The 22882-nt window shown below is 72.2% G+C and carries 20 protein-coding genes; 7 read left to right on the forward strand and 13 right to left on the reverse strand.

Annotated features, from left to right (window positions below; genetic code table 11):
* Window positions 1–201 precede the first annotated feature (201 nt).
* On the forward strand, window positions 202–963 hold the full coding sequence (locus IO29_RS31480; RefSeq protein WP_030378728.1) for an IclR family transcriptional regulator: 762 nt from the start codon (window positions 202–204) through the stop codon (window positions 961–963).
* 141 nt (window positions 964–1104) lie between these two features.
* On the opposite strand, the gene IO29_RS40470 is transcribed toward IO29_RS31480, so the two are convergent.
* The 4 genes from IO29_RS40470 to IO29_RS31500 form a co-directional block, all read right to left on the reverse strand.
* Window positions 1105–1725, reverse strand: a complete 621-nt coding sequence (locus IO29_RS40470; protein WP_030378729.1) for an Rv1733c family protein — start codon at window positions 1723–1725, stop codon at window positions 1105–1107.
* Between the two features lie 55 nt (window positions 1726–1780).
* On the reverse strand, window positions 1781–2326 hold the full coding sequence (locus tag IO29_RS40475; RefSeq protein ID WP_324609245.1) for a hypothetical protein: 546 nt from the start codon (window positions 2324–2326) through the stop codon (window positions 1781–1783).
* Between the two features lie 255 nt (window positions 2327–2581).
* A complete protein-coding gene (locus tag IO29_RS31495) occupies window positions 2582–2956 on the reverse strand; it encodes a TraR/DksA family transcriptional regulator (protein ID WP_030378730.1) in 375 nt (124 codons plus the stop codon).
* Window positions 2957–3139: 183 nt separating this feature from the next.
* The gene (locus IO29_RS31500; RefSeq protein ID WP_030378731.1) at window positions 3140–3469 is read right to left on the reverse strand and encodes a TraR/DksA C4-type zinc finger protein; all 330 of its coding nucleotides are present in this window, start codon (window positions 3467–3469) and stop codon (window positions 3140–3142) included.
* 479 nt (window positions 3470–3948) lie between these two features.
* Between IO29_RS31500 and IO29_RS31505 the strand changes: the two genes are divergently transcribed.
* From IO29_RS31505 to secD, 3 genes are all read left to right on the forward strand, one after another.
* Complete coding sequence (locus tag IO29_RS31505) at window positions 3949–4953, forward strand: HAMP domain-containing sensor histidine kinase (RefSeq protein ID WP_030378732.1); 1005 nt, start codon at window positions 3949–3951, stop codon at window positions 4951–4953.
* Window positions 4954–4956: 3 nt separating this feature from the next.
* Window positions 4957–5634, forward strand: a complete 678-nt coding sequence (locus tag IO29_RS31510; protein ID WP_030378733.1) for a response regulator — start codon at window positions 4957–4959, stop codon at window positions 5632–5634.
* Window positions 5635–5784: 150 nt separating this feature from the next.
* On the forward strand, window positions 5785–8109 hold the full coding sequence (secD, locus tag IO29_RS31515; RefSeq protein ID WP_030378734.1) for a protein translocase subunit SecD: 2325 nt from the start codon (window positions 5785–5787) through the stop codon (window positions 8107–8109).
* Between the two features lie 256 nt (window positions 8110–8365).
* On the opposite strand, the gene IO29_RS31520 is transcribed toward secD, so the two are convergent.
* Window positions 8366–9574: an RNA-guided endonuclease InsQ/TnpB family protein gene (locus tag IO29_RS31520; protein WP_030378735.1), complete on the reverse strand. Its 1209-nt coding sequence runs from the start codon at window positions 9572–9574 to the stop codon at window positions 8366–8368.
* 185 nt (window positions 9575–9759) lie between these two features.
* Here IO29_RS31520 and IO29_RS31525 point away from each other — a divergent pair, with 185 nt between their 5' ends.
* The 3 genes from IO29_RS31525 (at window position 9760) to IO29_RS31535 (ending at window position 13974) form a co-directional block, all read left to right on the forward strand.
* Entirely contained in the window at window positions 9760–11172 is a 1413-nt protein-coding gene (locus tag IO29_RS31525; RefSeq protein ID WP_030378736.1) for a glycoside hydrolase family 16 protein, read from the forward strand.
* Window positions 11173–11618: 446 nt separating this feature from the next.
* Complete coding sequence (locus IO29_RS31530) at window positions 11619–12722, forward strand: 3-dehydroquinate synthase family protein (RefSeq protein ID WP_030378737.1); 1104 nt, start codon at window positions 11619–11621, stop codon at window positions 12720–12722.
* A 148-nt stretch (window positions 12723–12870) separates the two neighbouring features.
* Entirely contained in the window at window positions 12871–13974 is a 1104-nt protein-coding gene (locus tag IO29_RS31535) for a DegT/DnrJ/EryC1/StrS family aminotransferase (RefSeq protein WP_051707205.1), read from the forward strand.
* A 30-nt stretch (window positions 13975–14004) separates the two neighbouring features.
* Here the strand turns inward: IO29_RS31535 and IO29_RS31540 are convergent, their stop codons facing one another.
* The 8 genes from IO29_RS31540 to IO29_RS31575 form a co-directional block, all read right to left on the reverse strand.
* A complete protein-coding gene (locus IO29_RS31540) occupies window positions 14005–15414 on the reverse strand; it encodes a condensation domain-containing protein (protein WP_030378739.1) in 1410 nt (469 codons plus the stop codon).
* Window positions 15415–15433: 19 nt separating this feature from the next.
* The gene (locus IO29_RS31545) at window positions 15434–16441 is read right to left on the reverse strand and encodes a UDP-glucuronic acid decarboxylase family protein (RefSeq protein WP_234307452.1); all 1008 of its coding nucleotides are present in this window, start codon (window positions 16439–16441) and stop codon (window positions 15434–15436) included.
* Window positions 16431–17525 (reverse strand): LLM class flavin-dependent oxidoreductase, encoded by a 1095-nt coding sequence (locus IO29_RS31550; protein WP_051707207.1) that lies wholly within the window; start codon window positions 17523–17525, stop codon window positions 16431–16433. The genes IO29_RS31545 and IO29_RS31550 overlap by 11 nt, the downstream gene beginning before the upstream one ends.
* 52 nt (window positions 17526–17577) lie before the next feature.
* Window positions 17578–18798 carry an MFS transporter gene (locus IO29_RS31555; protein WP_051707209.1) on the reverse strand — a complete coding sequence of 407 codons (1221 nt, stop codon included), beginning with the start codon at window positions 18796–18798 and terminating at the stop codon, window positions 17578–17580.
* Window positions 18799–18920: 122 nt separating this feature from the next.
* The gene (locus tag IO29_RS31560) at window positions 18921–20567 is read right to left on the reverse strand and encodes an AMP-binding protein (RefSeq protein ID WP_051707210.1); all 1647 of its coding nucleotides are present in this window, start codon (window positions 20565–20567) and stop codon (window positions 18921–18923) included.
* Complete coding sequence (locus IO29_RS31565) at window positions 20567–21535, reverse strand: ferritin-like domain-containing protein (RefSeq protein ID WP_051707212.1); 969 nt, start codon at window positions 21533–21535, stop codon at window positions 20567–20569. Before IO29_RS31565 ends, IO29_RS31560 begins: the two co-directional genes overlap by 1 nt.
* 14 nt (window positions 21536–21549) lie before the next feature.
* Window positions 21550–22485, reverse strand: a complete 936-nt coding sequence (locus IO29_RS31570; RefSeq protein WP_030378745.1) for a transglutaminase-like domain-containing protein — start codon at window positions 22483–22485, stop codon at window positions 21550–21552.
* A gap of 38 nt (window positions 22486–22523) precedes the next feature.
* Window positions 22524–22865 (reverse strand): acyl carrier protein, encoded by a 342-nt coding sequence (locus IO29_RS31575; protein WP_030378746.1) that lies wholly within the window; start codon window positions 22863–22865, stop codon window positions 22524–22526.
* Between the last annotated feature and the right edge of the window lie 17 nt (window positions 22866–22882).

Here is a 22882-nt window from a genome sequence, read left to right on the forward strand (position 1 = left end):
GTGGGGGTGTGGGGGGAGTGCGGGTGGGTGGGGGTTGATCGCGCAGTTCCCCGCGCCCCTGAAAGCGCGGGGCTGTATCGATGTGCGGCTCCGCCGCGTGGGCGCGACGAGCCGCGTCCCACCCGCACCCGACCGCGAACCCCCGGTACGGCATGCTGAGGGCGCAGCCCTCGTCCGTCATCCGCCGCCCCTGGAACCGTCATCGTCGAACAGCCACCCCGCTCCGCCCCCGACCGGCTTCTCTCCGTGCTCGCCGCGTTCGATCACGCGCACCCCGCCCTCTCCCTCTCCGAGATCGCCCGCCGCGCGGCGCTCCCCCTCACCACCACCCACCGTCTCGTCGGCGCGCTCACCGCGTGGGGCGCGCTGGAGCGGGACGGCGCCGGCGTGTACCACGTGGGCCTCCGGCTCTGGGAGGTCGCCGCGCTCGCCCCGCGCGGTCTGGCGCTGCGGCAGGTCGCGCTCCCGTACCTCGAGGACCTCTACGAGGCCACGCACGAGAACGTGCAACTGGCCGTCCGCGACGGCGGCGAGGTCGTGTACATCGAGTGGCTCTCGGGCCGCAGCGCCGTGGGCGTGCACATCCGCGTCGGCGCCCGCTGGCCGCTGCACGCCACCGGCGTGGGGCTCGCCCTGCTGGCCCACAGCGACCAGTCCGTGCAGGAGGAGTACTGCGCCGGCCCGCTCGCCGCGTTCACCCCGCACACCGTCACCGACCCGGCCCAACTGCGCCGCCGGCTCGCCGAGGTGCGCCGCGCGGGCGTGGCGGTGAGCAGCCGCCAGATCACCGACGACGCGGTCTCGGTGGCGGCACCGGTCCGCGGCCCGGACGGCCGGGTGACGGCGGCGGTGTCGGTCGTCGTCCCCCTCGACGACGTCCACGTCCCGGCGCTCACCCCGACCGTACGCCTGGCCGCACGCGGCATCAGCCGCGCCCTGGGCTGGCGCCCGACGACACCCTGAGCGACACACGGAAGCCGCACGGCGCGGGGGGAGTGCGCCGTGCGGCTTCCGACCGTGAAGAGGGGGGAATCGGCGGCCGGGTTCCACGGGCGCGGATCTTCTTCGACGACGGCGGTGGCGCCCACCAGCCGCCGGGCCCCCTCACGGCCGGGCCGTCCACCGGCCCGCGACCCGCTCCCATTCGCACCCCCACGCCGCGATCCGCCGCCGCAGCACCGCCCAGGCGGCAGCCAGGTGGGCGAGCCGCCCCAGCACCAGCACCCCGGCCCCCGCGAGGATCCCGGACCCGATGGCCCGGCTGCGGATCTCCTCCGCCGTGCGCGGCGGCTCGGCGATCGTGCCCGCCGCGTCCGTCCACACCCGTACCCGGTCGCCCGCCGCGAGCCCCGGCGCCACCTCGGCGGTGGCGGTGCGGACCGTCCCGTCGGCCGCGGTGTACCGCACCTTCGCCGGGTAGCGGCTCTCCTGCTCCTCCTCCGACCCCGGCTCCGGGTGCCGGGGCACGTCCTGGACGAGTACGGCGGTGGTGTGCCGCCCGCCGTCGGTCTCGGCGCGGGCGCTGTGCGTCGCCCGGTCGTACACGGCGGTGCCGACCGCGTACCCGGTCAGCGGCGCGGCCGCGGCGACCACCGCGCCCAGCAGCAGTCCGGCCCAGGCCAGCAGCAGGTCCCCGGGCCGGCGCAGCGGGCCGGGGCGCCAGCGCCACCAGCGGTCGGCGGAGACGGCCGGCGGCGGCTCGGCACGCGGAACGAGGTCGGGCATGTCGCCTCCTTGGTACGACATCGGACCGGCGGACGGGGTGGTCGGCCGGCGGCGGTCAGGCGCGGCCCGCCGGGCCGACCGGCGTGGCCAGGACGGGATGGCGCCGCGCCGAGTCCAGCGCGACGGCAGCCCCGCGTACGGCGGCGGTGTGCGGCCGGGGCACCGGCCGGACGGAGGTGTCGAGCTGCCGGGCGAGCCGGTGGACCAGCTCCGGGCGCAGCGCGCCGCCCCCGCCGAGCAGCGGCCCCCGGCCGAGCGCGTCGACGAACTCCGGGCGTGGATCCTCCCGCACCAGGCCGGTGACCGCCTCGGTGACCCTGTCGGCCAGCTGCCTCGCGGTCAGGGTCCGCAGATCGCCGGTGCCGTGTTCGACGCGGCGGGCGACGGAGACGGTGCCGTCGCACAGCAGGGCGATCTCGGTGAGCTGGGCACCGAGGTCGACGACGAGCAGCGGCCGGGACAGGTCGGCACCGGCCGCGAGCGCGATCGCGCGGACGGTGTCGATCGCCAGCACGCTGCGCGGCCGCAGTCCGGCCAGCGCCGCGGCGAGCTCCGCCCGGTGTTCCGCGCCGCCGAGCACCGGGGTGGTGCAGACGATCACGGGGCGGGCGTACCGGGGAACGCGGGGGGGCGAGCAGCCGGGTGAGCAGCCGCGCGGCCCCGTCGGAGTCGACGATCGCACCGCGTTCGACGGGACGGACGACACCGGCGTCGTCCGCGGGACCGAACGAGACCGTGGGCGCGTCGAGGATGGTGTGTGCCCGGGTCCAGACGCGGGTACGGGCGCTGCCGAGGTCGAGCGCGAGGCCGGGGGAGCGCCGCAGCGCCCGCCACCCGGGCTCGCGCCGTGCGGACGTCACCGGTTCACCTCCCTGGTCCGGTGGCAGGGGGCGCAGTAGCGCGCCTGGGGGACGATGCGGAGGCGGGGCAGGTCCATGGGGTGGCCGCAGCGCAGGCAGAGCCCGTAGCTGCCCTCGTCCATCCGGGCGAGGGCGGCCTCCACGTCGGCGAGCACCATGCGGGCGGACGCGCACAGCTTGACGTGCACCTCCAGCTGCGAGGCCACACCACGCTCGCGGGCCCGCCGCGCCCGCGCGGGCGCGACATGCCCGAGCTGCGCGAGCTGATCGAGCCGGAACTCCCGCTGCTCGACCAGACCCTCCCGCAACGCACCCAGCTCCCCGGGCCCGATCCCGGCATTGACACCACCGACGACGACCTGCTGCTCCACGGCTTTCCCCTCTCCGAACGGGATGCGACACGGACGGCTGCCACCCGAAACCCCCGGCCGACCCAGAGGCGCGGGACTGTGTCGATCTGCGGCTCCGCCACGTGGGCGCGACCAGCCACACCCCACCCGCACCCGACGACGCGCCCCGGGGTCAACGGGGCGGAGCCCCGGCGGACGGACCCCTCAGTCCGCCCGCTGCGCGCACGGCACGCACGACCCCGCGTAGGGAAGGATCTCCAGCCGCTCCACCGGAATCGGCTTCGCGCACCCCCCGCACACCCCGTACGACCCGTCCTCCAGCCTCCCGAACGCCGCGTCGATGTCCTTCAGCGCCCTCCGCACAGCCATCCGCTGCGCCGACACCAGGTCATCGGCGACCGCGTCCCCCTGCCCCTCACGCAACGCCTCCAACTGCGCGAGCCGCGCATTGCGCTCGTGCTCCAGGCGCTGCCGGGCCTCGTGCATGCTCAGACGCCCGGCGGACGAACCGGCGCGGGCGGTGTCCAGCGACATCGCAACAGGTCCTTTCTACGAAAAGCGGCTCCCTCGGCCCGGGCCGGCCCGTCCGTCCCTCACGTCGGACGGACCGGCCCCGACCGGGGCCGACGGGCGCCCCGGGAGCCGGGCGGGAAGCTGACGGTCTCCCCGCTCGCCCTCCACCTTCGTCGGCCGCCCCCGGACGGGCCATCGGTCGCGGACCCCATTTCCGGTGGGTCGCGCAGTGCACGCCGACGGGCTTCCCGGCCCCCGCGCGCCGCGCAGATGGGGCCCGCTCCCCATCGACCCCCGCCCGCCCGGCACGGCAGTCTTGGCACCAGGGCGGCCACCGCGCCACCCCACCCTCCGTGACCCCACGGCCGGTGGCCGCCCGCGAACGGCGATAGTGGACGTACGCGCCCACCCGGCACGTACCGAACGACCGGCCACGTACCGAACGACAAGCAACGACAAGCAACGACAGCCGACGACAACGACGGAAGGCATGAGCCCCGGTGTCCCTGTTCTGGCGGATCTTCGGCCTGAACGCCCTGGTCCTGGGCGCGGCCACCGCGCTCCTGCTGTGGGCCCCGGTGACCGTCTCGGTACCGGTGGTGCTGACCGAGGCCGTGATCCTGCTGGCCGGCCTCGCGGTGATGCTGGTGGCCAACGCCGCCCTGCTCCGCATCGGCCTGGCCCCGCTGGAGCGGCTGTCCCGGCTGATGTCCACCGTCGACCTGCTGCGCCCGGGGCAGCGGCTGCCCGTCCCCGCGCAGAGCGGTGTCGCCGAGCTGATCCGTACGTTCAACGCGATGCTGGAACGGCTGGAGACCGAGCGCGCCACCTCCAGCGCCCGCGTGCTCTCCGCCCAGGAGGCCGAGCGGCGCCGGATCGCCGCCGAGCTGCACGACGAGGTCGGCCAGAGCCTGACCGCCGTGCTGCTCGGCCTGAAGCGCGCCGCCGACCAGGCTCCGGAACCGCTCCGCGAGGACCTGCGGCAGGCGCAGGAGATCACCCGGGAGAGCCTGGACGAGGTGCGGCGACTGGCCCGCCGGCTGCGTCCCGGCGTGCTGGAGGACCTCGGCCTGATCGCCGCGCTCACCTCGCTCGCCACCGACTTCGCCACCCACACCGGGCTGCGGGTCGTCCGCCGACTGGAGAACGGACTGCCCCCGCTGGACCGGGAGGCGGAGCTGGTGCTCTACCGGGTCGCCCAGGAGGGCCTGACCAACATCGCCCGGCACGCCGAGGCCGGGTGCGCCGTGCTCGCGCTGCGTCGCACCGGCACCGCCGTCGTCCTGGAGATCACCGACGACGGCCGCGGCATCGGCCCGGCCCGGGAGGGCGCCGGCATCCGCGGCATGCGGGAGCGCGCCCTGCTGCTGGGCGCCGCACTCGACCTCTCCCCCGCCCCCGAGGGCGGCACCCGGCTGCTGCTGACCGTGCCCACCACGACCGTGGCCCCCGCCCCCGCCGAGCCGCCGCCCGCCCCCGCTCCACATACCCGGAAGAACGCCTGACCCATGACAGAACCGACCACCCCACCGGCCGCCACCCGCACCCGCATCCTGCTGGCCGACGACCACGCCCTGGTGCGCCGCGGGGTGCGGCTCATCCTGGAGGGCGAACCCGACTTCGAGGTCGTCGCGGAGGCCGGTGACGGCGCCGAGGCCGTCCAGGCCGCCCGCGCCCACCACCCCGACCTCGCGATCCTCGACGTCGCCATGCCCCGTATGACCGGGTTGCAGGCCGCCCGGGAGCTGTCCCAGCTCCAGCCCGGCCTGCGCATCCTCATGCTGAGCATGTACGACAACGAGCAGTACTTCTTCCAGGCCCTCAAGGCCGGCGCGTGCGGCTACGTCCTGAAGTCGGTGGCCGACCGCGACCTGGTCGAGGCCTGCCGGGCGGCCGTGCGGGGCGAGCCGTTCCTGTACCCGGGCGCGGTCACGGCGCTGATCCGCAACTTCCTCGACCGGGTCCGCTCGGGCGACGAGGCCCCGGACAGCGTGCTGACGCCGCGCGAGGAGGAGGTCCTCAAGCTGATCGCCGAGGGCCACTCCTCCAAGGAGATCGCCGACACCCTGTTCATCAGCATCAAGACCGTCCAGCGCCACCGGGCGAACCTGCTGCACAAGCTCGGCCTGCGGGACCGCCTCGAACTGACCCGGTACGCCATCCGGGCGGGCCTGGTCGAACCCTGACCGTCCGGCCGGGGTCCCGCCCCGGCCCGCTCCCCCACTGACACACCGGCACGGCACGCTTCGGGCAGCCTCGCGCGCCGGCGCATATACCCATACCCCGTACCCGTATTTGTTTCCTCATATCCGTAGCCGTACGGCTGGAGCCCTTCTGTGAAACGCGTCGACCGCGTGCAACGCGCCTCCCGTGTGCGGGCCGTCCTGGCCCTCGTCGTCCTCGCCCTGTCTGTGTACATCGCGCTCACCGTCCCGCCCCGGCTGGGGCTCGACCTGCGCGGCGGCACGCAGATCGTGTTGCAGACCCGCGACTCGGACGCCGCGAAGGCGGACGCGGACGCCACCGACCGGGCGCTGGAGGTGCTGCGCCGCCGGATCGACGGACTGGGGGTGTCGGAACCCAACCTGGTCCGCTCCGGCGAGGACCGGATCATCGTCGAGCTGCCGGGCGTGCAGGACCCGCGCCAGGCCGCCGACGTCCTCGGCCGCACCGCGCAGATGACGTTCCACCCCGTCCTCGGCACCGCCACCGCCACCGACGCCACCGGGCGGGAGTCCCCGGGCGGCGAGCGGGTCCTGGCCGACGAGGACGGGCAGCGGCTGCGGCTCGGCCCGGCCGCGATGACCGGCGAGCACGTCGAGGGCGCCGAGGGCCGGATCGACCCGCAGCAGGCGGTGGGCTGGTTCGTCACCGTGGACTTCGGCGGCAAGGGCAGCGACCTGTGGGCGAAGCTGACCGGTCAGGCCGCGTGCAAACCGGCCGGGGACCCGGCCCGCCGGGTGGCCATCGTCCTCGACGACGAGATCATCTCCTCGCCCCAGGTGGACCCGTCCGTCTCCTGCGGCGCGGGGATCGCGGGCGGCTCCACGCAGATCACCGGCGGGTTCTCCGACAGCGCGGCGAAGGAGCTGGCGCTGCTGGTCAACGGCGGGGCGCTGCCCGTGCCGGTGGAGACGATCGAGCAGCGGACGATCGGCCCCACCCTGGGCGCGGAGGCGATCACCGCGAGCGCGTGGGCCGCCGTCATCGGCGCGGCGCTGACCTCGCTGTTCGTGATCGTCGTCTACCGGCTGCTCGGCGCGCTCGCCACCCTCGCGCTGGCCTGCTACGCCCTCGTCTCCTACGCCGCCCTGGCCGCGCTCGGCGCCACGCTCACCCTGCCGGGGCTGGCCGGCTTCGTGCTGGCGATCGGCATGGCGGTGGACGCCAACGTCCTGGTCTTCGAACGGGCGCGGGAGGAGTACACCGCGCGCCGGCGCACGACCCCGCGCACGGCGCTGAACGTGGGCTTCCGCAAGGCGTTCAGCGCGATCGCGGACTCCAACATCACCACGCTGATCGCGGCCGGACTGCTGTTCTTCCTCGCCTCGGGGCCGGTCCGCGGCTTCGGCGTGACCCTCTGCATCGGTGTGCTGGCGTCGATGTTCAGCGCACTGGTCATCACCCGGGTGCTGGCCGAGTTCGCCGTCAACCGGCGTGCGGTGCGCACGCGTCCGGCATGGTCGGGCATCGACCGCACGGGCCGGGTGCGGGCCTGGCTGGGCCGCCGCGACCCGGATCTGATGCGGCGGCCGCGGCGCTGGCTGGCCGTGTCGGGGGTCGCGCTGGTGCTGGCGACGGCGGGCATCGCGATGCGCGGGGTGGAGCTGGGGGTGGAGTTCACCGGCGGCCGGCTCGTCGAGTACTCCACCTCGCGCACCGTCTCCGCCGACGACGCCCGGGAGGCGCTCGCGGACGCCGGGTTCCCGCGTGCGGTCGTGCACTCCTCCGCCGACGGCGATCTGACCGTCCGTACGACCGATCTGACCGACGCCGAGGAGCGGGAGGTACGGGAGGCCGTCGGCGAACTCGGCGGAAAGACGGAGAAGGTGCGCGACGAGATGATCGGGCCCAGCCTCGGCGAGGAACTGCGCACCAACGCGCTGCTCGCCCTCGGCGCCGCTCTCGCGACCCAACTGCTGTATCTCGCCGTACGGTTCCGCTGGACGTACGCGACCTCGGCGGTGGTGGCCCTCGCCCATGACGTCGTCCTGCTGATCGGGGTGTTCGCCTGGCTCGGCAAGCCGCTCGACGGCGTCTTCCTGGCGGCCCTGCTCACGGTCATCGGCTACTCGGTCAACGACTCCGTCGTCGTCTTCGACCGGGTCCGCGAACTCACCGCCACCGACCGGAGCGGGCCCTTCGCGAGGACCGCCAACTCGGCGATCCTCAGCACCCTGCCACGCACCGTCAACACGGGGATCGGGGCGCTGTTCATCCTGGTCGCCCTGGTGGCACTGGGCGGCGACACGCTGACGGACTTCGCGCTGGCCCTGCTCATCGGCATCGTGGTGGGCACGTACTCGTCGGTCTTCACGGCGACCCCGCTGGCCGTGGCCTTGCAGGGCCGTGGGGCGGGAGGGTCCGGCGGGCGCGGCGGACGGCGCGAGCGCGGCTCCGAGGGCGCGCGGGGCGCCCGTACGCCGTCCCGGGCGTCCTGACCCGGGAGGGACCGACGGCCGAGGGGGCGGTGCATCCCGTACCGCCCCCTACCGCCCCCTTCATCCCTTGAACTCCCGCGCACGGAAAGTGATTTCCCCGCTTTACCTCTTGACGGCCGGGGCACCGGAGAGCACATTGAGCGCGCGCTCTGAGAGCGCTCTCAGCAGCCTTCCGGAGTGCATGCACCACCCGCGTACCCCCACTCCCCGTACGTGATGAGAGAAGAGGCATTCATCAGTTGACTTCCTCCCCCGCCTAGAAGCGGGGGATTCCAGCGGTCGCCCGCTGGGGTTCCTGCTTCACCGACGACCGCCCCGTCCGGGAGGACTCCCGTTGAGGTCTTACACCGTCTCCACAGGCAGACGCCGCCAGCCCGGCGGCCAGGATGGTGCGTGCCGCGTTCACGTCGCGGTCATGCACGGTGCCGCACTCGCACGTCCACTCACGGACGTTCAGCGGCAGCTTCGCCGCGACCGTGCCGCAGTTCCCACACAGCTTCGAGCTGGGGAACCAGCGGTCGATCACCACGAGTTCACGCCCGTACCACACACACTTGTACTCCAGCATGGAGCGCAGCTTGGCCCACGAGGCATCGGAGATGGCGCGTGCGAGACGGCCGTTCTTCAGCAGGTTGCGGACGGTGAGGTCCTCGATCACGACCGTTTGGTTCTCACGGACGAGCCGAGTCGACAGCTTGTGCAGGAAGTCGCGGCGCCGGTCGGCGATCCGCGCATGCACGCGGGCGACCTTGTGGCGGGCCTTGTCCCGGTTCGCCGAGCCCCTCGCCTTCCGCGACAGTTCCCGCTGGGCGCGGGCCAGCCGAGCGCGGTCACGCCGCTCGTGCTTCGGGTTGGCGACCTTCTCCCCGGTGGACAGGGTCACCAAAGAGGTGATGCCCGCATCGATGCCGACCGCGTCCGTGGTGGCAGGAGCCGAGAGGATCGTGTCCTCGCACAGCAGAGACACGAACCAGCGCCCCGCCGCGTCCCGGGACACCGTCACCGTCGTCGGCTCCGCGCCCTCGGGCAGCGGACGCGACCAGCGGATGTCCAACGGCTCCGACATCTTCGCCAGAGTCAGTTTCCCCTCACGCCACTTGAAGGCACTACGGGTGTACTCCGCCGAAGCACGGGACTTCTTCCGGCTCTTGTAGCGGGGATATTTGGCCCGCTTGGCGAAGAAGTTCCCGAACGCCGTCTGAAGATGCCGCAGCGCCTGCTGAAGCGGCACGGAGGACACCTCCGTCAGGAAGGCCAGCTCCTCCGTCTTCTTCCACTCCGTCAGCGCGGCCGACGACTCCACATAGGAGACACGGCGCTGCTCGCCGTACCAGGCCCGCGTGCGCTCCTCCAGCGCCTTGTTGTAGACGAGGCGGACGCAGCCGAACGTGCGCGACAGCTCTGCCGCCTGCTCGTCCGTGGGGTAACAGCGGTACTTGAACGCCCGCTTGACCTGCCGCATCACATCTCACACCCAATCAGGTCCCGTGTAAGCGACGGATGTCAGCCGGCCGATGGTGGACGCCGGTCCACCCTGACGGCGAACCGGCCTTCCCTGCCCCGCTCCGCACGAGCTTCGATTGCTCCCCCGCAAGCGGGAGACACCCCACCCCGGCCCGAAGGCCGGGACGTCCACGAAGGAGAGCCCCGATGACCGAGACATCCTCCACCGGCATCCGCCGGACCCCTCACAGACGCCGGCCCCTGCGGCGCGCGCTCGTCGCCGTCATCGGCACCCTGGGCCTGGCCGCCGCCGCGGCGACCGCCACCACCGGCTCCGCCAGCGCCTCGGCGCCCACTCCCCCGGCGGGCTGGTCCCAGGTCTTCCTGGACGACTTCAACGGTGCCGCGGGCACCGGGGTCGACACCAACAACTGGCAGTACGACACGGGCACGTCGTACCCCGGCGGCGCCGCCAACTGGGGCACGGGCGAGGTCGAGACGATGACCTCCAGCACCAGCAACGTCGCGCTCGACGGGGCCGGCAATCTTCAGATCACCCCGCGCCGCGATGCCTCCGGGCACTGGACCTCCGGCCGCATCGAGACCCGCCGCACCGACTTCCAGCCGCCGTCCGGCGGGAAGCTGCGGGTGCAGGCCCGCATCCAGCTGCCCAACGTCACCGGCGCGGCGGCCAAGGGCTACTGGCCGGCGTTCTGGACGCTGGGCGCCCCGTTCCGCGGCAACTACCAGAACTGGCCGGCCGTCGGCGAGCTGGACATCATGGAGAACGTCCAGGGGCTCAACACCGACTGGGCGACGATGCACTGCGGTGTCAACCCGGACGGGCCCTGCAAGGAGACGAACGGCATCGGCGGTACGGCCTCCTGCACGAGTACGACCTGTCAGGCCGGGTTCCACACCTACGCGATGGAGTGGGACAGGTCGACGAGCCCCGAGGAGGTGCGGTTCTACCTCGACGGGGTCAACTTCCACACCGTGCGCGCCAATCAGGTCGACGCGACGACGTGGGCGAACGCCACGAACCACGGCTACTTCGTGATTCTCAACGTCGCGATGGGCGGCGGGTTCCCGGGCGCCTTCGGCGGCGGTCCGGACGCCGGCACGGAGCCGGGGCACCCGATGACCGTGGACTACGTACAGGTGCTGTCCTCGGGCGGTGGGAGCGGTACCACCCCGCAGCCGGGGAACCGGGACGCCTACAGCGCGATCCAGGCGGAGTCGTTCGACAGCCAGTCCGGGACGTTCACGGAGTCCACGTCCGACAGCGGCGGCGGCCAGAACATCGGCGCGGTCGCGAACGGGGACTGGGCGCTGTACAAGGGCGTCGACTTCGGGTCCACCGCGGCGCACCAGTTCAACGCGCGGGTCGCCAGCGGGGCGGGGAGCGGGGTGAGCGGTCTGGTCGAAGTACGGCTGGACAGCCGCAGCGCCACGCCGATCGGGAGTTTCGCGCTGGCGAACACCGGGGGCTGGCAGAGCTGGCGGACGGTGCCGGCGAACATCTCCGGGGTGACGGGGACCCATGACGTCTACCTGACCTTCACCAGCGGCCAGCCGTCCGACTTCGTCAACGTCAACTGGTTCAGCTTCGGCCACTGAGTTCCGGCCCCCGCCGCCCCTGCCCCGCCCCTTCGACCCGGGGGCGGGGCAGGGGCGGCGTTCCTCAGCGGACCGGCGACACCCCTGATCAGCCCCGCCCCGCACACCGTCAAGGCCGTCTGCGAGCGTCGGCGCTCCCTCGAGGTCTCTGGCCTGTCGGCAGGTCCCGGGCATACGATCCGTGCAGCAATCCGCCCGGACAGACAGTCGATCCGTGGCATCGGCGTCCAACCACACGGACTCCGCAGTTGAACGGCCCGGGCCGGCCCGGACGGCCGCCCGTCGACACGCACCCCGCCGTCGCCCCCGGGCACCTCGCCTTCCTCTCGCCTCCCGCGCACACGGAAACGCGCAACCATCCGCCTCACATCTCCCGAGGACATATGCTTGATGTGGCGAAAGATCAGGGAATCAGCTGCCGTGAACTCAGACTCGGCACCGCGCGCATGCCCTACTTCCATGGATTCGACTGCCGACAAGCCCTGAGCGACCTGCTCCGCCGGGAACTCGCCGAGTACTCGAACGCCCTCATGCTCGTCGACGCAGCCGTCGAACGTCATGCACGGGGAGTTCTCGAGGACCTGACGGCCGGCCGCGGACCGCGAGTCGTACCGCTGGTGCTGACGACCGGCGAGGACGACAAGACGTTCTCCCGGGTCGGCGCTCTGCTGGAGCAGGCCGTCTCGGCCGGTGTGTCCCGCGATTCCGTGGTACTCGCCATGGGAGGCGGCGTACTCGGGAACATCGCCGGAATGGTCGCCGCTCTGCTCTATCGGGGCACCCCCTTGGTGCACCTGCCCACGACCCCCGTGGCGGCGTTCGACGCGGTGCTCTCCGCCAAGCAGGCCGTCAACCTCAGCCAGGGCAAGAACCTTTGCGGCACCTTCCTGCGGCCCTCCCTCGTCGCCTGTGACCTCGCCTGGCTGACCACCGTCCCCGGCGAGCGGATGTTCACGGGCGCCGCGGAGATGGCCAAGAACGTACTGGCCGTCGCGCCTTCGGCCACCGGGTCCTTCCTCGGCGCACTCGACGCACTCGGCCCCCTCGGCGATCCGGACCGCGGTCTGCGTGCGCTGTTGGACATCGGGATCGACGCCAAGGAGCCCTACCTGGCCATGGACCCCAGGGAGAAGAACCAGGCACTCGTCTTCGAGTACGGCCACACGGTCGGCCACGCCCTGGAGTTCGCGTCACGGGGTGTCATGTCGCACGGTGAGGCGGTGGCCTGGGGCATGCTCGCCGCCGCGGACGTCGCCCGGGAGCTTCGCGGCCTGCCGGACGCGGCGTGGCGGCGCCACCATGAACTCGTGGCGGCTCTGGGCATGCGCCGTGACCGGCTTTCGGCGCTGCGCCCGGAAGCGGTCAAGGCCCTGCTGCGTACCGACAACAAGCGCGGCTACCTGCCGTGTCCGGACGACCACTCCCCCATGGTCCTGCTCGAAGACCTCGGTCGTCCGGCCACCACCGGAAAGCGGCCTCTGACAGCGGTGCCCCACACCCTGCTCGACACCGTGGTGGACCGGCTTCTCACGGGTGGTGCCGATGACTGATACGACGACCCCTCGTTCTCCGGCAGCCGATGCCTCCCCTCCCGGCCCGCCGTCGTGGCCCGAAGTGGCGCCCAACGCCTCTCGGTACCTCACCGAGGCCCTGTACAGCGGGAGATGGGCGATCAGCACTCCCTACAACGGGTCGGCGTTGTACGAACGGAGGTTCGCCGAGGAGTTCGCCAGGTATCTGGGGGCCAGACGGTGCGTACCCGTCGATCACGGCTCCAGCGCCCTGATCATCGCACTCGAGGCACTCGGGATCGAGCACGGCTCCGAGGTGATAGTCCCGGCCCTCACCTGGACGGCGACTGCCACGGCCGTCTTCCGTGCGGGCCTGGTGCCGGTCCTCGCGGACGTCGATCCGGCCACCGGCTGTCTGACGCCCGAGACCGTCGACGCCGCGAGGACCTCCTCGACCAGAGCGGTGATCGTGGTGCACTGGGCCTGTGTGATGGCCGACGTTCCCGCCATCGGTGCGGCAGTCGCCCCCCACGGGATCGCCATCGTCGAGGACGCCGCGCAAGCCCACGGCGCCGCCTGGGAGGGCCGGCGGGCGGGGACCCTCGGCGACTTCGGCTGCTTCAGCATGCAGCACGCCAAAGTGCTCACGTGCGGCGAGGGCGGGGCCCTCGTCACGGATCGTGTGGAGTTGGTCCAGCGCCTGGAGGAACTGCGGGCGGACTCACGGAGTCATCGTGCCCGCCCGCTCCCGGGACAGCTGGAACTGGCCGAGACGGCCTCGGTGATGGGCGCCAACTTCGGGATCGACGAGCTCAGCGCCGCGCTCCTCTGCGCTCAACTGGAGATTCTGCCCGAGCAGCACGCGCGGCGGAACGCCAACTACCACCTGCTGGAGCGGCTCCTGGAGGACATCGACGGCGTGTCGCCGCTCCGCCGCGACCCCCGGCAGGACGAACTGTCCCTGTACGAGGTGCCGCTGGTCTTCCACGACAGCGCGTGGCCGAACGCCAGGATCGCCGAGGAGATGAGCCGCGAGCTTGGTGTGCGCGTCTACACGCCACGCGAGCCACTGGACCGCAGCCCGCTGCTCCGCCCGGACAGCAAACCGGGACTGCGTCCGCTCGCCGAACGCTTCAACCGTCGCAACGCCGGACGTCGCTTCCCCGGTGCGGCCCACCTGTCGTCGTCCGCCGTTCTCCTTCATCACAGCGCGTTCCTCGGCGGGGAGGACAGCATGCACGCCCTCGGCGACGCCGTGCGCGCCCTGGCGGCACGCGTCCGCCGCACCTGACCGGCGCACGCCCACCGCCGGAAGGCGTGTTCACGGGCTCAGTGTGACCCGGCCCACCAGGCCGTCGGGCTCGTCGACGACGCTTCGTACGACGTGGACGTAGTCCGCCGCGAAGTGAGCCACCATCCCGCCGTCGAAGAAGCGCGGGTCATAGGTGACATCGCCGCCTTCCCGGCGATTGTTCAGCGTGATCGATGGTGCCCCGCGTTTGGCCCAGAGCTCCAGGGCCCCGGGGACCGCCGTGGGAAGAACCGTCGCCGGCTCCCGCGGCTGCTCGTCGAGGGAGGGCGGCCGGCTGACGGTGAGACCACCGGTCCGGGTCGTCCGGGCGGAGGCCGGCGGCCCCGCCTGGAACCAGGAGTGGAAGAGATGGAGAAACGGCCAGGGACGTTCCGCCACGAATCCGGGGTGCACCTCGCGGGCGACGCGTCTGAAGGACCACTCCCGGGAAGTCGCTCGCTCCAGGCGGCGGTGCGTCTCCCCGACGGCCTCCCGCAGCGAGGTTCGCGGGTGAGCGGCCGACATGACGTACACGTTCGTGGTGAACTGCCCGACCAGTCGCGCGTACCCCCTGGCCCTCCTGCCGAGGGTGACCGTTCCGAACCGCAGTCCGTCCAGCCCCGTCCGCTGCCGCAGACAGATCTGGTAGGCGGAGAAGAGCAGCACGAACGGAGTGGTCCGCAGTTCCCTGGCCAGGGCGCGGACCTTCAGAGTCAGCTCAGGACCGAACGAGAACGGGCACCGCGCCTCGGCAGTCGGTTCGTCGCCCGGGCGCGCACGGACCGGAAAGAGCAGCGCCGGGCTCACCGGCCCCGAGTGCGGGAGCGGATCCTCACCCGGGGCCGCACTCTGTGCCCTCCGCTGGGCTTCGGCCACGTCCTGGAAGGTGATCCCGACCGGCTCCGGAACCGGGCCGTCGTCGCACCGCGCCGCGTACGCCGTCATGAGATCGTCGAAGAAGACGCCGAGGGACCAGCCGTCCGCGACGAGGTGACAGAGGCTCACGATCACCACGTGCCGACAGGACGAGAGGCGTACCACGCATACCGACCAGAGCGGCGCCCTGAGCACGTCGTAACCCCGCTGCCATCCTGCCGCGACCAGGTCCCGCAGCCGTTCCGTCCGTGCCCTGTCCGGCCGCCCGGACAGGTCCACGAACGAGATGTCGGGCTCGGTCCCGCTCGTGATCCGTACGCCCGGATCACACGTGAGGTCGGTGAAGGCGATGCGGAGGAAGTCGTGGCGCCGGGCGACGTCCGAGACGGCCCGGCACAGAGACTCCAGGTGCATCACTCCGTCCAGCTGTCTGTAATCACTCACATTGAACGGAGCGCCTCCGGGGTCGCGCGGCGAGAAGTACTTCAGGAACTCCCACAGGGCCTCCTGGCTGGGCGCGAGCGGAAGCACGTCGTCCCCCTCCCGCGGAGGTGTGCCTTCCATACGTGTGTCTCCTGTCGGATCAGTGCGGCGCGTCCTGCCCGACGAGCGCGGCGGTGGACGCCTGCGCGGACCGGTCGCGGCCTGCCGGCACATCCCAGTGCTCCTCGGCCCACGCGATGGTGCGCAGCAGTCCCCGGCGCAGACCGATGGTGGGGCGCCAGCCGAGTTCGCGTGTCGCCCGTGAGATGTCCGGGCAGCGGACGCGCGGGTCGTCCTGCGGCAGCGGCACATGCCGGATCACCGAGTCGGACCCGGTCAGCGAACGGATCAGCTCGGCCAGGCCGAGCACGGTCTTCTCGCTGGGGTTTCCCAGGTTGACCGGGCCGAAGAGGTCGCTGCGGACCGCCCTCACCACACCGTCGACGAGGTCGTCGACGTAGCAGAAGGAACGGGTCTGGCTGCCGTCCCCGGCCACTGTCAGCGGGCGGCCGGTGACGGCCTGGTCGATGAAGTTGGGTACGGCGCGCCCGTCCTGACGTCGCATGCGCGGCCCGTAGGTGTTGAAGATGCGGACGATTCCCGCGTTGACCGCCAGTCTTTCGCGGTGCACCCATACGGTCGCCTCGGCGAAGCGCTTGGCCTCGTCGTAGCACGAACGCGGGCCCACGGGGTTCACGTTCCCCCAGTAGCTCTCCGTCTGGGGGTGCCTGTCGGGGTCGCCGTACACCTCCGAGGTCGAGGCCAGCAGGAAGCGGGCTCCGGTGGTGCGGGCGAGTTCGAGCGCGTGGAAGGTGCCGAGCGAACTGGCCCGCAGGGTCTCCACCGGGTGGGCCGCGTAGTCGGCCGGTGACGCCGGTGACGCGAAATGCAGGACGGCGTCCACCGGACCGCCGACCGTGAGCGGTTGGGACACGTCGGCCTCGACGAGGTCGAAGCCGCTGTCGTCCACACCTTCCAGGTTGGCCCGCGAGCCGGTCAGGAAGTTGTCGACACACGTGACGGACCATCCCTCGGCGAGGAATCTCTCGCACAGATGCGAGCCGAGGAAGCCGGCCCCGCCCAACACCACAACTCGTTTACGTGTCACAGTGATCACTCCCTGTCTGCGTGTTCGATTCGTGAGTGGTCGCGGAGAACGGGGAGGCCGTCCGGCCGGTGCGCGTACGGCGCACCCGCGACAGCACCGCGACCGCGTGCTGGAAGTCCTCCTCCGTCGCGAGTGCGCCCAGCAACACGGTGCTCACGCCCGTCGCGACGTACCGTTCCAGGTAGTCGGCGACCCGCTGGTGACTCCCCACCAGCAGCGGCATGCTGTCCCGGTTCGCCCGGTAGGCACCGGTCCAGTACACCTCGTCGTACGTGCCGTCCTCCGTGGCTGTCGCCAGGCGGGCCAGGCGCCGGCTCCAGTCGGACCGCGCATGCGTGCGCATGAGTGTCATGGCCCGTGACCGCCGGTCCTCGGGGTAACGGGCACGGGCCACGGCCCAGGCCTCCTCGTCCGTCGCGCGGGCGATCAGCCCCACCCGGATCGCCGGCCGCGCCCGCGCCGGGCCGCGCTCCGCGAGGGTCTCGGCGAAGCGCGCCACCGGCTCCGGATGCGTGACCGCGACGTCGGCCACCGCGGCCGCGGCCCGCACGCCGGCCGAGGAGGAGCCGGCGACGAAGACACGGGGGCGGTGCTCCGGCTCCAGGAACGAGTGTGTCCGCAGCGACGCGTACCGGTAGAACCGCCCGTCGTGGTCGAGCGCCTTGTCCGTGCTCAGCAGGGCCATCAGCACGTCGCAGAACTCCTCCGCGCGGGCGTAGCGTTCGTCGTGTCCGAGCCCTTCGCCGAGCTGGGCGAGATCGGCCTCCGTGGCGCCGGTGATGAGGTTGATGTCCACCCGGCGCCGATGCAGCGTCGAGAGGGTGTGGATCAGCTTCGCCGCCGTGAAGGGCGGCAGGGAGTACGGCTGCACGGCCACCAGGGGGACGAGTCTTTCCGTACTGTGCAGGATCGCCGAGGCGACCGCCCAGGGGTCGGGCGAACGGTGGTTGTAGAACACCAGCAGCCCGTCCAGCCGGTGCTTCTCCGCCCGCCGCGCGAGACCGGCGATGTGTCCGAGCGAGTCGCCGGCGTCCGCGTGCGGCGCCTCCATCGTTCCGTACACCTCGAGGGGTGGGAGTGTCATGGCAGCCCCTTTTCCTGATCGGCTTCGGTCGTGGCCGGGCGGTGTCCCGGCGTCATACCGGCCGGTCCACCGGAGGCGCCGACGCCGTCGGCGCCGGCCCTGGTGCCGGGCGGCGCCTGCCGCACACGGTGCCGAGCCCCGCGAAGGCCAGACCTCCCAGTCCGGCCGCCGCGAATCCCCAGGCGGGTGAGGAGTGGTCGATGACGAACCCCACCGCGGGGCCGGCCAGCGCCACGCCCAGCCGTGTGGAGGAGTCCAGGAGCCCCATTGCCACACCTCGCGAATGCGCGGGGGCAAGCCTGCTGATCGTCTCGCTGTTCGCCGCCGTGGCGGGCGCGGTCAGCAGCGCCATCGGTACCAGCGCCAGACCCAGGACCCACCAGGGGGCGGCGAACAGCCCCACCGGGATCGTCAGCAGGCCGAGCAGCATGCCCAGCACGTCCTGCGGCAGTGTGCGGCGCATGGCGCCGTGCGGTATGCCTCCGACGATGGAGGCGACCGCCATGGTGGCGATCACGACGCCGGTCCAGGCCGTCTCGCCCCCCGCCCGCTGTGTCGCGATCACGGACAGTTCGGCGCCGACCATCGACACCATGCAGCCGAAGCAGACGGCGAAGGCCCCGAGCATCCTGCCGTCCAGCCAGCTGCGCACACGTGGCCTCGTCCGCGGGGTGGCCCGCGCCACCTCCTCCGCGGTCCGCGTCGGCAGGTTCGTCGCGCAGAGAAGCACGGAGGACGTCGCCAGCCAGACACCGATGCCCCGCAGTACCGCACCCGCCGAGAACTGGGTGACGGCCAGCACCGCCAGCGTCGGCGCGAGGATGTAGGAGACGCCGGCGAGCACCGTGTCGAGGGAGAACGCCGCCCGCCGCTGCGCCGTTGGGACGAGCGCGGTCAGGAACTGGCGTGCCAGGGAGCTCATCGGGAGCGCGATCAGTCCGGCGGGCAGGGAGAGGACCAGCAACAGCGCGTACGGCAGTTGGGCGACGGTCGACCAGAACAACGTGGTGAGCACCCCGCAGACCACCACCACGCGCCGCAGGCCGTACCGGTCGATCATTCGGCCCACGCTCGGAGCGCCCAGTGCGGTGCCCACCGTGGTCCCGGTGCCCACCAGGCCGGCCTCTCCGTAACTGCGGCCGAGGTCACCCACCACGTGCAGCGTCAGCGTGAGCCCCATGACCGGGAGCGGCAGCCGTGCGAGGAACATCAGCAGGATCGTCGACCCGACTTTCGGCAGGACGAGAACACTGCGGTAGCGGTGCAGGAACATCCACGGCCCTCTCTCCCCGGAAGCGGCGCACCGTGTGGGTGCGGTCGCCGTGCCGGTGTCCGGGCGACGAACCCCGTGCCCGTCCCGGTTCTCCTGCCGGACATCGGTCTCCTCCCGGCCAGCTAGCCTGCCGAGTCCCAGCACACGACGGTGTCGTCGCGGCGTTCCATCACCTCCTGCCACATGGCCCGACGCCTGGGTTTGCCACTCGTTGTGCGCCTGATCCAGCCATCGGGCGCGCTCAGGACCAGGACCCTCAGCTCGTAGCCGTGCCGGGTGATCGCGCGGCCGATGCGCTCGGCCTCGGCGGCCCGGCCCCCCTCGATGACCACGGCCGCGGTGTTGCACCGGTCGAGGAAGCCGAGCAGACACGTCATCCGGTTCGGACGGTCGGCGACGGACGCGGCCACGCGTTCCACGTCCTCGGCGAACACCCACCGGCCGAACTGCTTGACGCTGTCCCCCAGCCGCCCGACGACGAAGAGCTCACCGTCGGCCAGGAAGCCCGCGTCCCCCGTCGCGAGCACGCCGTCGAAGGGCTCCGGTTCAGTGCCCGGCTCCTCGACGTACCCGTCCGCCAGGGAGGGTGCGTGAACCCGGACCTCGCCGAGGACCCTGTCCGCGACCTGCCGTCCCTCGTCGTCGACGACGGTCACTTCCGTGCCGGGCAGCGGCCGGCCGCACCCGACGAAGGTGGCCGTGCGGTCGTCCCCGGCGGCCTCGTGGACCGCGCGCCCCACCGCCAGCGAGCCCACCTCGACCGACAGCGTGCGTACCGGCTCCGCATGCCGTACACCGGTCACCGCGAGCGTCGCCTCCGCCAGGCCGTACGCCGGCAGGATCGCGCCCGCGTCGAACCCGGCCGGTGCCAGGAGACGGGTGAACGCGTCCAGCACCGAGGGATCGACCCGTTCCGCTCCGACGATCAGCGTCCGCCAGGAGCGGAGGTCGAGACCCGCCACGTCGTCCTCGCGGACCCGCCGCAGGACATGACCGAGCGCGAACATCGGTGTGGTGGTCGTGGTGGCCGCGTGGTCCGAGAAGGTCCGCAGCCACCGCAGCGGCTCTCTGATGAACTGCTCGGGCCGCATCAGCCAGAGGTCCGCCGCTTGGGCCATGGGGAACAGCAGGGATCCCACGAGCCCCATGTCGTGGTGGAGCGGGAGCCAGGTGGAGAACCGGTCGACGGCGGGATCGAAGTCCAGCCATTGCCCGATCGCGCGGATGTTGGCCGTGAGTGCGGCCATGCCGATGCGTACCCCGCGCGGCGGGCCGCTGGAGCCGGAGCTGAACTGGATGACGGCCGTTCGCCGCGGCCGGACCGGTACGAGGCCGTCGTCGTCGGCGGTGGCCCCGGCCGGCGGGAGCAGCAGCGCGCAGCCGAGCGCGGTGACGGTCGGTTCGAGCAGAGGGGCCAGTTCCGGCACCGTCACGACCGCACGGGGGGCGACCAGCCGGAGCAGCCGGCCGAGGTGCTCGGTGTAGGCCGCCCTGTCGCGGAAGGCGGTCGGCGTGGCGGCCACCGACGGGACCGCTCCCGACCGGAGGACCCCGTAGAGGGCGGCGACGAACCCGGCCGACGTGGGACAGATGAGCAGGACCGTGTCCCCCGGTCCGACACCGGCCGAGCGCAGGTCGACGGCGGCCGACCGCGAGAGCCGGGCCAGGTGTTGGTAGGAGCAGAAGGACCAGCCGTTGCCACCGTCCTCGGCGAAGTGCAGGCCACGGTCGGCAGAGGGGTTCTCGAGCCAGCCGAACACGTCCGTCATCAGAACTCCCGCCGGGGAGCGGCGGTGCGGAGCAGCCGGAGGTCCTCGAAGTGCTCGCGTACGCCGGGGGTCAGCATGCCGATGTGGCCCAGATTCGAGACGATCTTGGAGAACATGGCCTGCCGAAACTCGATCATGTACGGGTCGTTGAGTGTGTAGGTGATGCCTGTCGTGACGTCCGCGCCCACGCGCTCCCAGACCTCCTCCATACGGAACCGGCGCGCCATCAGCAACGCGGACTCCTTGACGAATTCCTCGCGCTCGGCGCGCTCGTGGCTGGACAGTTCCCTGTACTGGTCCTTCAGGGCCAGTACGCCGAACGCCACATGCCGTGCCTCGTCGCGGGCGACCAGTTCGGTGATCCGCCCGATCACCGGGTTCTGGGGCGCCCGGCCCTCCAGCCGGAACACCGCCAGCGCGAGGGCCTCCACGATGATCTGCATGCCGAGGTAGACGATGTCCCAGCGGCTCTCGGAGACGATGTTCTCCATCATCGTGCGCAGGGCCGGGCTGATCGGGTACGTGTCGCCGAGCAGGTCGACATAGCGTCCGTACACCTCGACGTGGCGCGCTTCGTCGGCCAGTTGACTGGCCGCGTACAGCTTCGCGTCGGCGTCCGGCACCGTCGTGACCAGACGCGCCGTGCCCAGCAGTCCGCCCTGTTCACCGTGGAGGAACTGGTTCACCGACCAGGAGTGGTAGGCCCAGTGCAGCTCGCTCCAGCGGGAGCGGGGGACCGGACAGCCCTCGGCGCTTCCCAGTGGGCTCCTGGCACCGTCCGTCACCGCGGGCAGCTGCTCACCGAAGTTGATCCGGTGTGCCCAGTCGATGTCCGTGTCGACGTCCCACTGCATCGTCTTGGCCTTCTCGTACAGCGCCCTCAGCTTCGGGGCGGTGGACGTGTGCTGCCACGAGAACGTCATGGGCACGGTGACATCGATCGTCGTCGTGTCGTCGTGGTGCTGCATGTCTCCTCCCGCTGTCATCGTCCGGCGTCCGCCGGGGCCGGCTCCTCGGCCAGCCGGATCCCCAACGAGACCGGTACCGGCGTGCCCTCGTGCACCGCGATCGGGCCGTCCTCGTCGGCGAGCCTGAGAAAGATCGCCCCCGGTGACCGGTACGGATGCCAGGTGTCCCGCCGCAGGGCGCCCCAGTCGAGCATCGCGTTGATCAGTACCGGGTCCGCCGGTACCCACCGGTCGTCGGTGCGGATCTCGATCCAGTTGTGCGTGGCCGCGTACGGCGGCACGGCGATGAGCCCGAACGCCCACCTCGCCCGGACGCCGTACCGTGCCGCGGAGTGCAGCAGCAGGGCGGTGGCGCCCGAGCAGTCGCAGATGCGGGTCCGTCTGATGAAGTCGAGCCGGAAGCGCAGCGCTCGCGGAACGAACATCAGGTCGAGGTCCGCCGCCTCTGCCAGCAGGGCGCGGGCGGGCCCCGCGAAGCGCGGCCAGTCGGTCTCGGGAGAGATCGACTCACACGCCAGGACGCGGCTGCCGGCGTCGACCAGCCGCTCGACGCGGCCCTGCCCCGGCAGCGCGAGCCGGTAGCGGCAGACCGCCGCGTGCCCGGGGTCCGGACATGCCGCCTGGTACTCGATGCGGTAGCGCAGCCGGCCGGCGGACGGGTCCCGGTTCAGCCCCGCGGCCCAGTACCTGCGCGCCGCCCGGGCAGCGGGGCTGTACCCGAGGTGCAGAGCCACGTTGGTCAGGTCCTTGTCGTCGTACCGAACCCCGCCGTCCGCGGTCAGCTCCCGCGGCAGACCACGGGATCCCATGAAGTCCAGCAGGTCGGCGGGGATGCGGTAGCGCTCCCTGACCTTCTCCGGCGGCACGTCGAAGGTGCGCGCCTCATCGGGTACGCGGGTGATCCTGTCCAGCAACCTCAGGGCGTCCTCTCGGGGCACGGAGGCCTGCATGTCGCCATCCTTCCGGTCGTCAGGGCCGTCGGCGGGCCTCACACACGCGCCAGCGCGTCCTCCACCGCCTCCGGTGTCGGCGGCTCGCTGGTGCCCGCCGCGACCGTGGCCGCCACGAAGTCCTGCAACTGTGCGACGGTTTCGATGGGGGGAAGGTGCGTCGTGCCCGGGGAGCCGAGGCCGAAGAGCTCCTCGATCGCGAAGGACAGTTCCACCAGCCGCAACGAGTTGTAGCCCAGCTCCTCCTCCAGCACCGTGGCGGGAGTGATCCCGCCGGAGCCGTCCGGCGCGTAGGCCGCGACCACCCGCAGCACCACCTCACGCGCATACGCCTGGTCCACGCCCTGTTCAGGGGTGTTCGTCCGCAGGTCATCCATCATGTCGGCACCTCCGCCTT

This window comes from Streptomyces sp. NRRL F-6676, from assembly GCF_000725625.1.
Lineage (GTDB): Bacteria > Actinomycetota > Actinomycetes > Streptomycetales > Streptomycetaceae > Streptomyces.

Coding starts and splice junctions, on each gene's coding strand:
- IO29_RS31575 (WP_030378746.1), bottom strand. CDS start 22,865: ATGATGGATGACCTGCGGACGAACACCCCTGAACAGGGCGTGGACCAG.
- IO29_RS31500 (WP_030378731.1), bottom strand. CDS start 3,469: ATGTCGCTGGACACCGCCCGCGCCGGTTCGTCCGCCGGGCGTCTGAGC.
- IO29_RS31510 (WP_030378733.1), top strand. CDS start 4,957: ATGACAGAACCGACCACCCCACCGGCCGCCACCCGCACCCGCATCCTG.
- IO29_RS31565 (WP_051707212.1), bottom strand. CDS start 21,535: ATGCAGCACCACGACGACACGACGACGATCGATGTCACCGTGCCCATG.
- IO29_RS31540 (WP_030378739.1), bottom strand. CDS start 15,414: ATGGAAGGCACACCTCCGCGGGAGGGGGACGACGTGCTTCCGCTCGCG.
- IO29_RS31550 (WP_051707207.1), bottom strand. CDS start 17,525: ATGACACTCCCACCCCTCGAGGTGTACGGAACGATGGAGGCGCCGCAC.
- IO29_RS31555 (WP_051707209.1), bottom strand. CDS start 18,798: ATGTTCCTGCACCGCTACCGCAGTGTTCTCGTCCTGCCGAAAGTCGGG.
- IO29_RS31525 (WP_030378736.1), top strand. CDS start 9,760: ATGACCGAGACATCCTCCACCGGCATCCGCCGGACCCCTCACAGACGC.
- IO29_RS31530 (WP_030378737.1), top strand. CDS start 11,619: ATGCCCTACTTCCATGGATTCGACTGCCGACAAGCCCTGAGCGACCTG.
- IO29_RS40470 (WP_030378729.1), bottom strand. CDS start 1,725: ATGCCCGACCTCGTTCCGCGTGCCGAGCCGCCGCCGGCCGTCTCCGCC.
- IO29_RS31570 (WP_030378745.1), bottom strand. CDS start 22,485: ATGCAGGCCTCCGTGCCCCGAGAGGACGCCCTGAGGTTGCTGGACAGG.
- IO29_RS31560 (WP_051707210.1), bottom strand. CDS start 20,567: ATGACGGACGTGTTCGGCTGGCTCGAGAACCCCTCTGCCGACCGTGGC.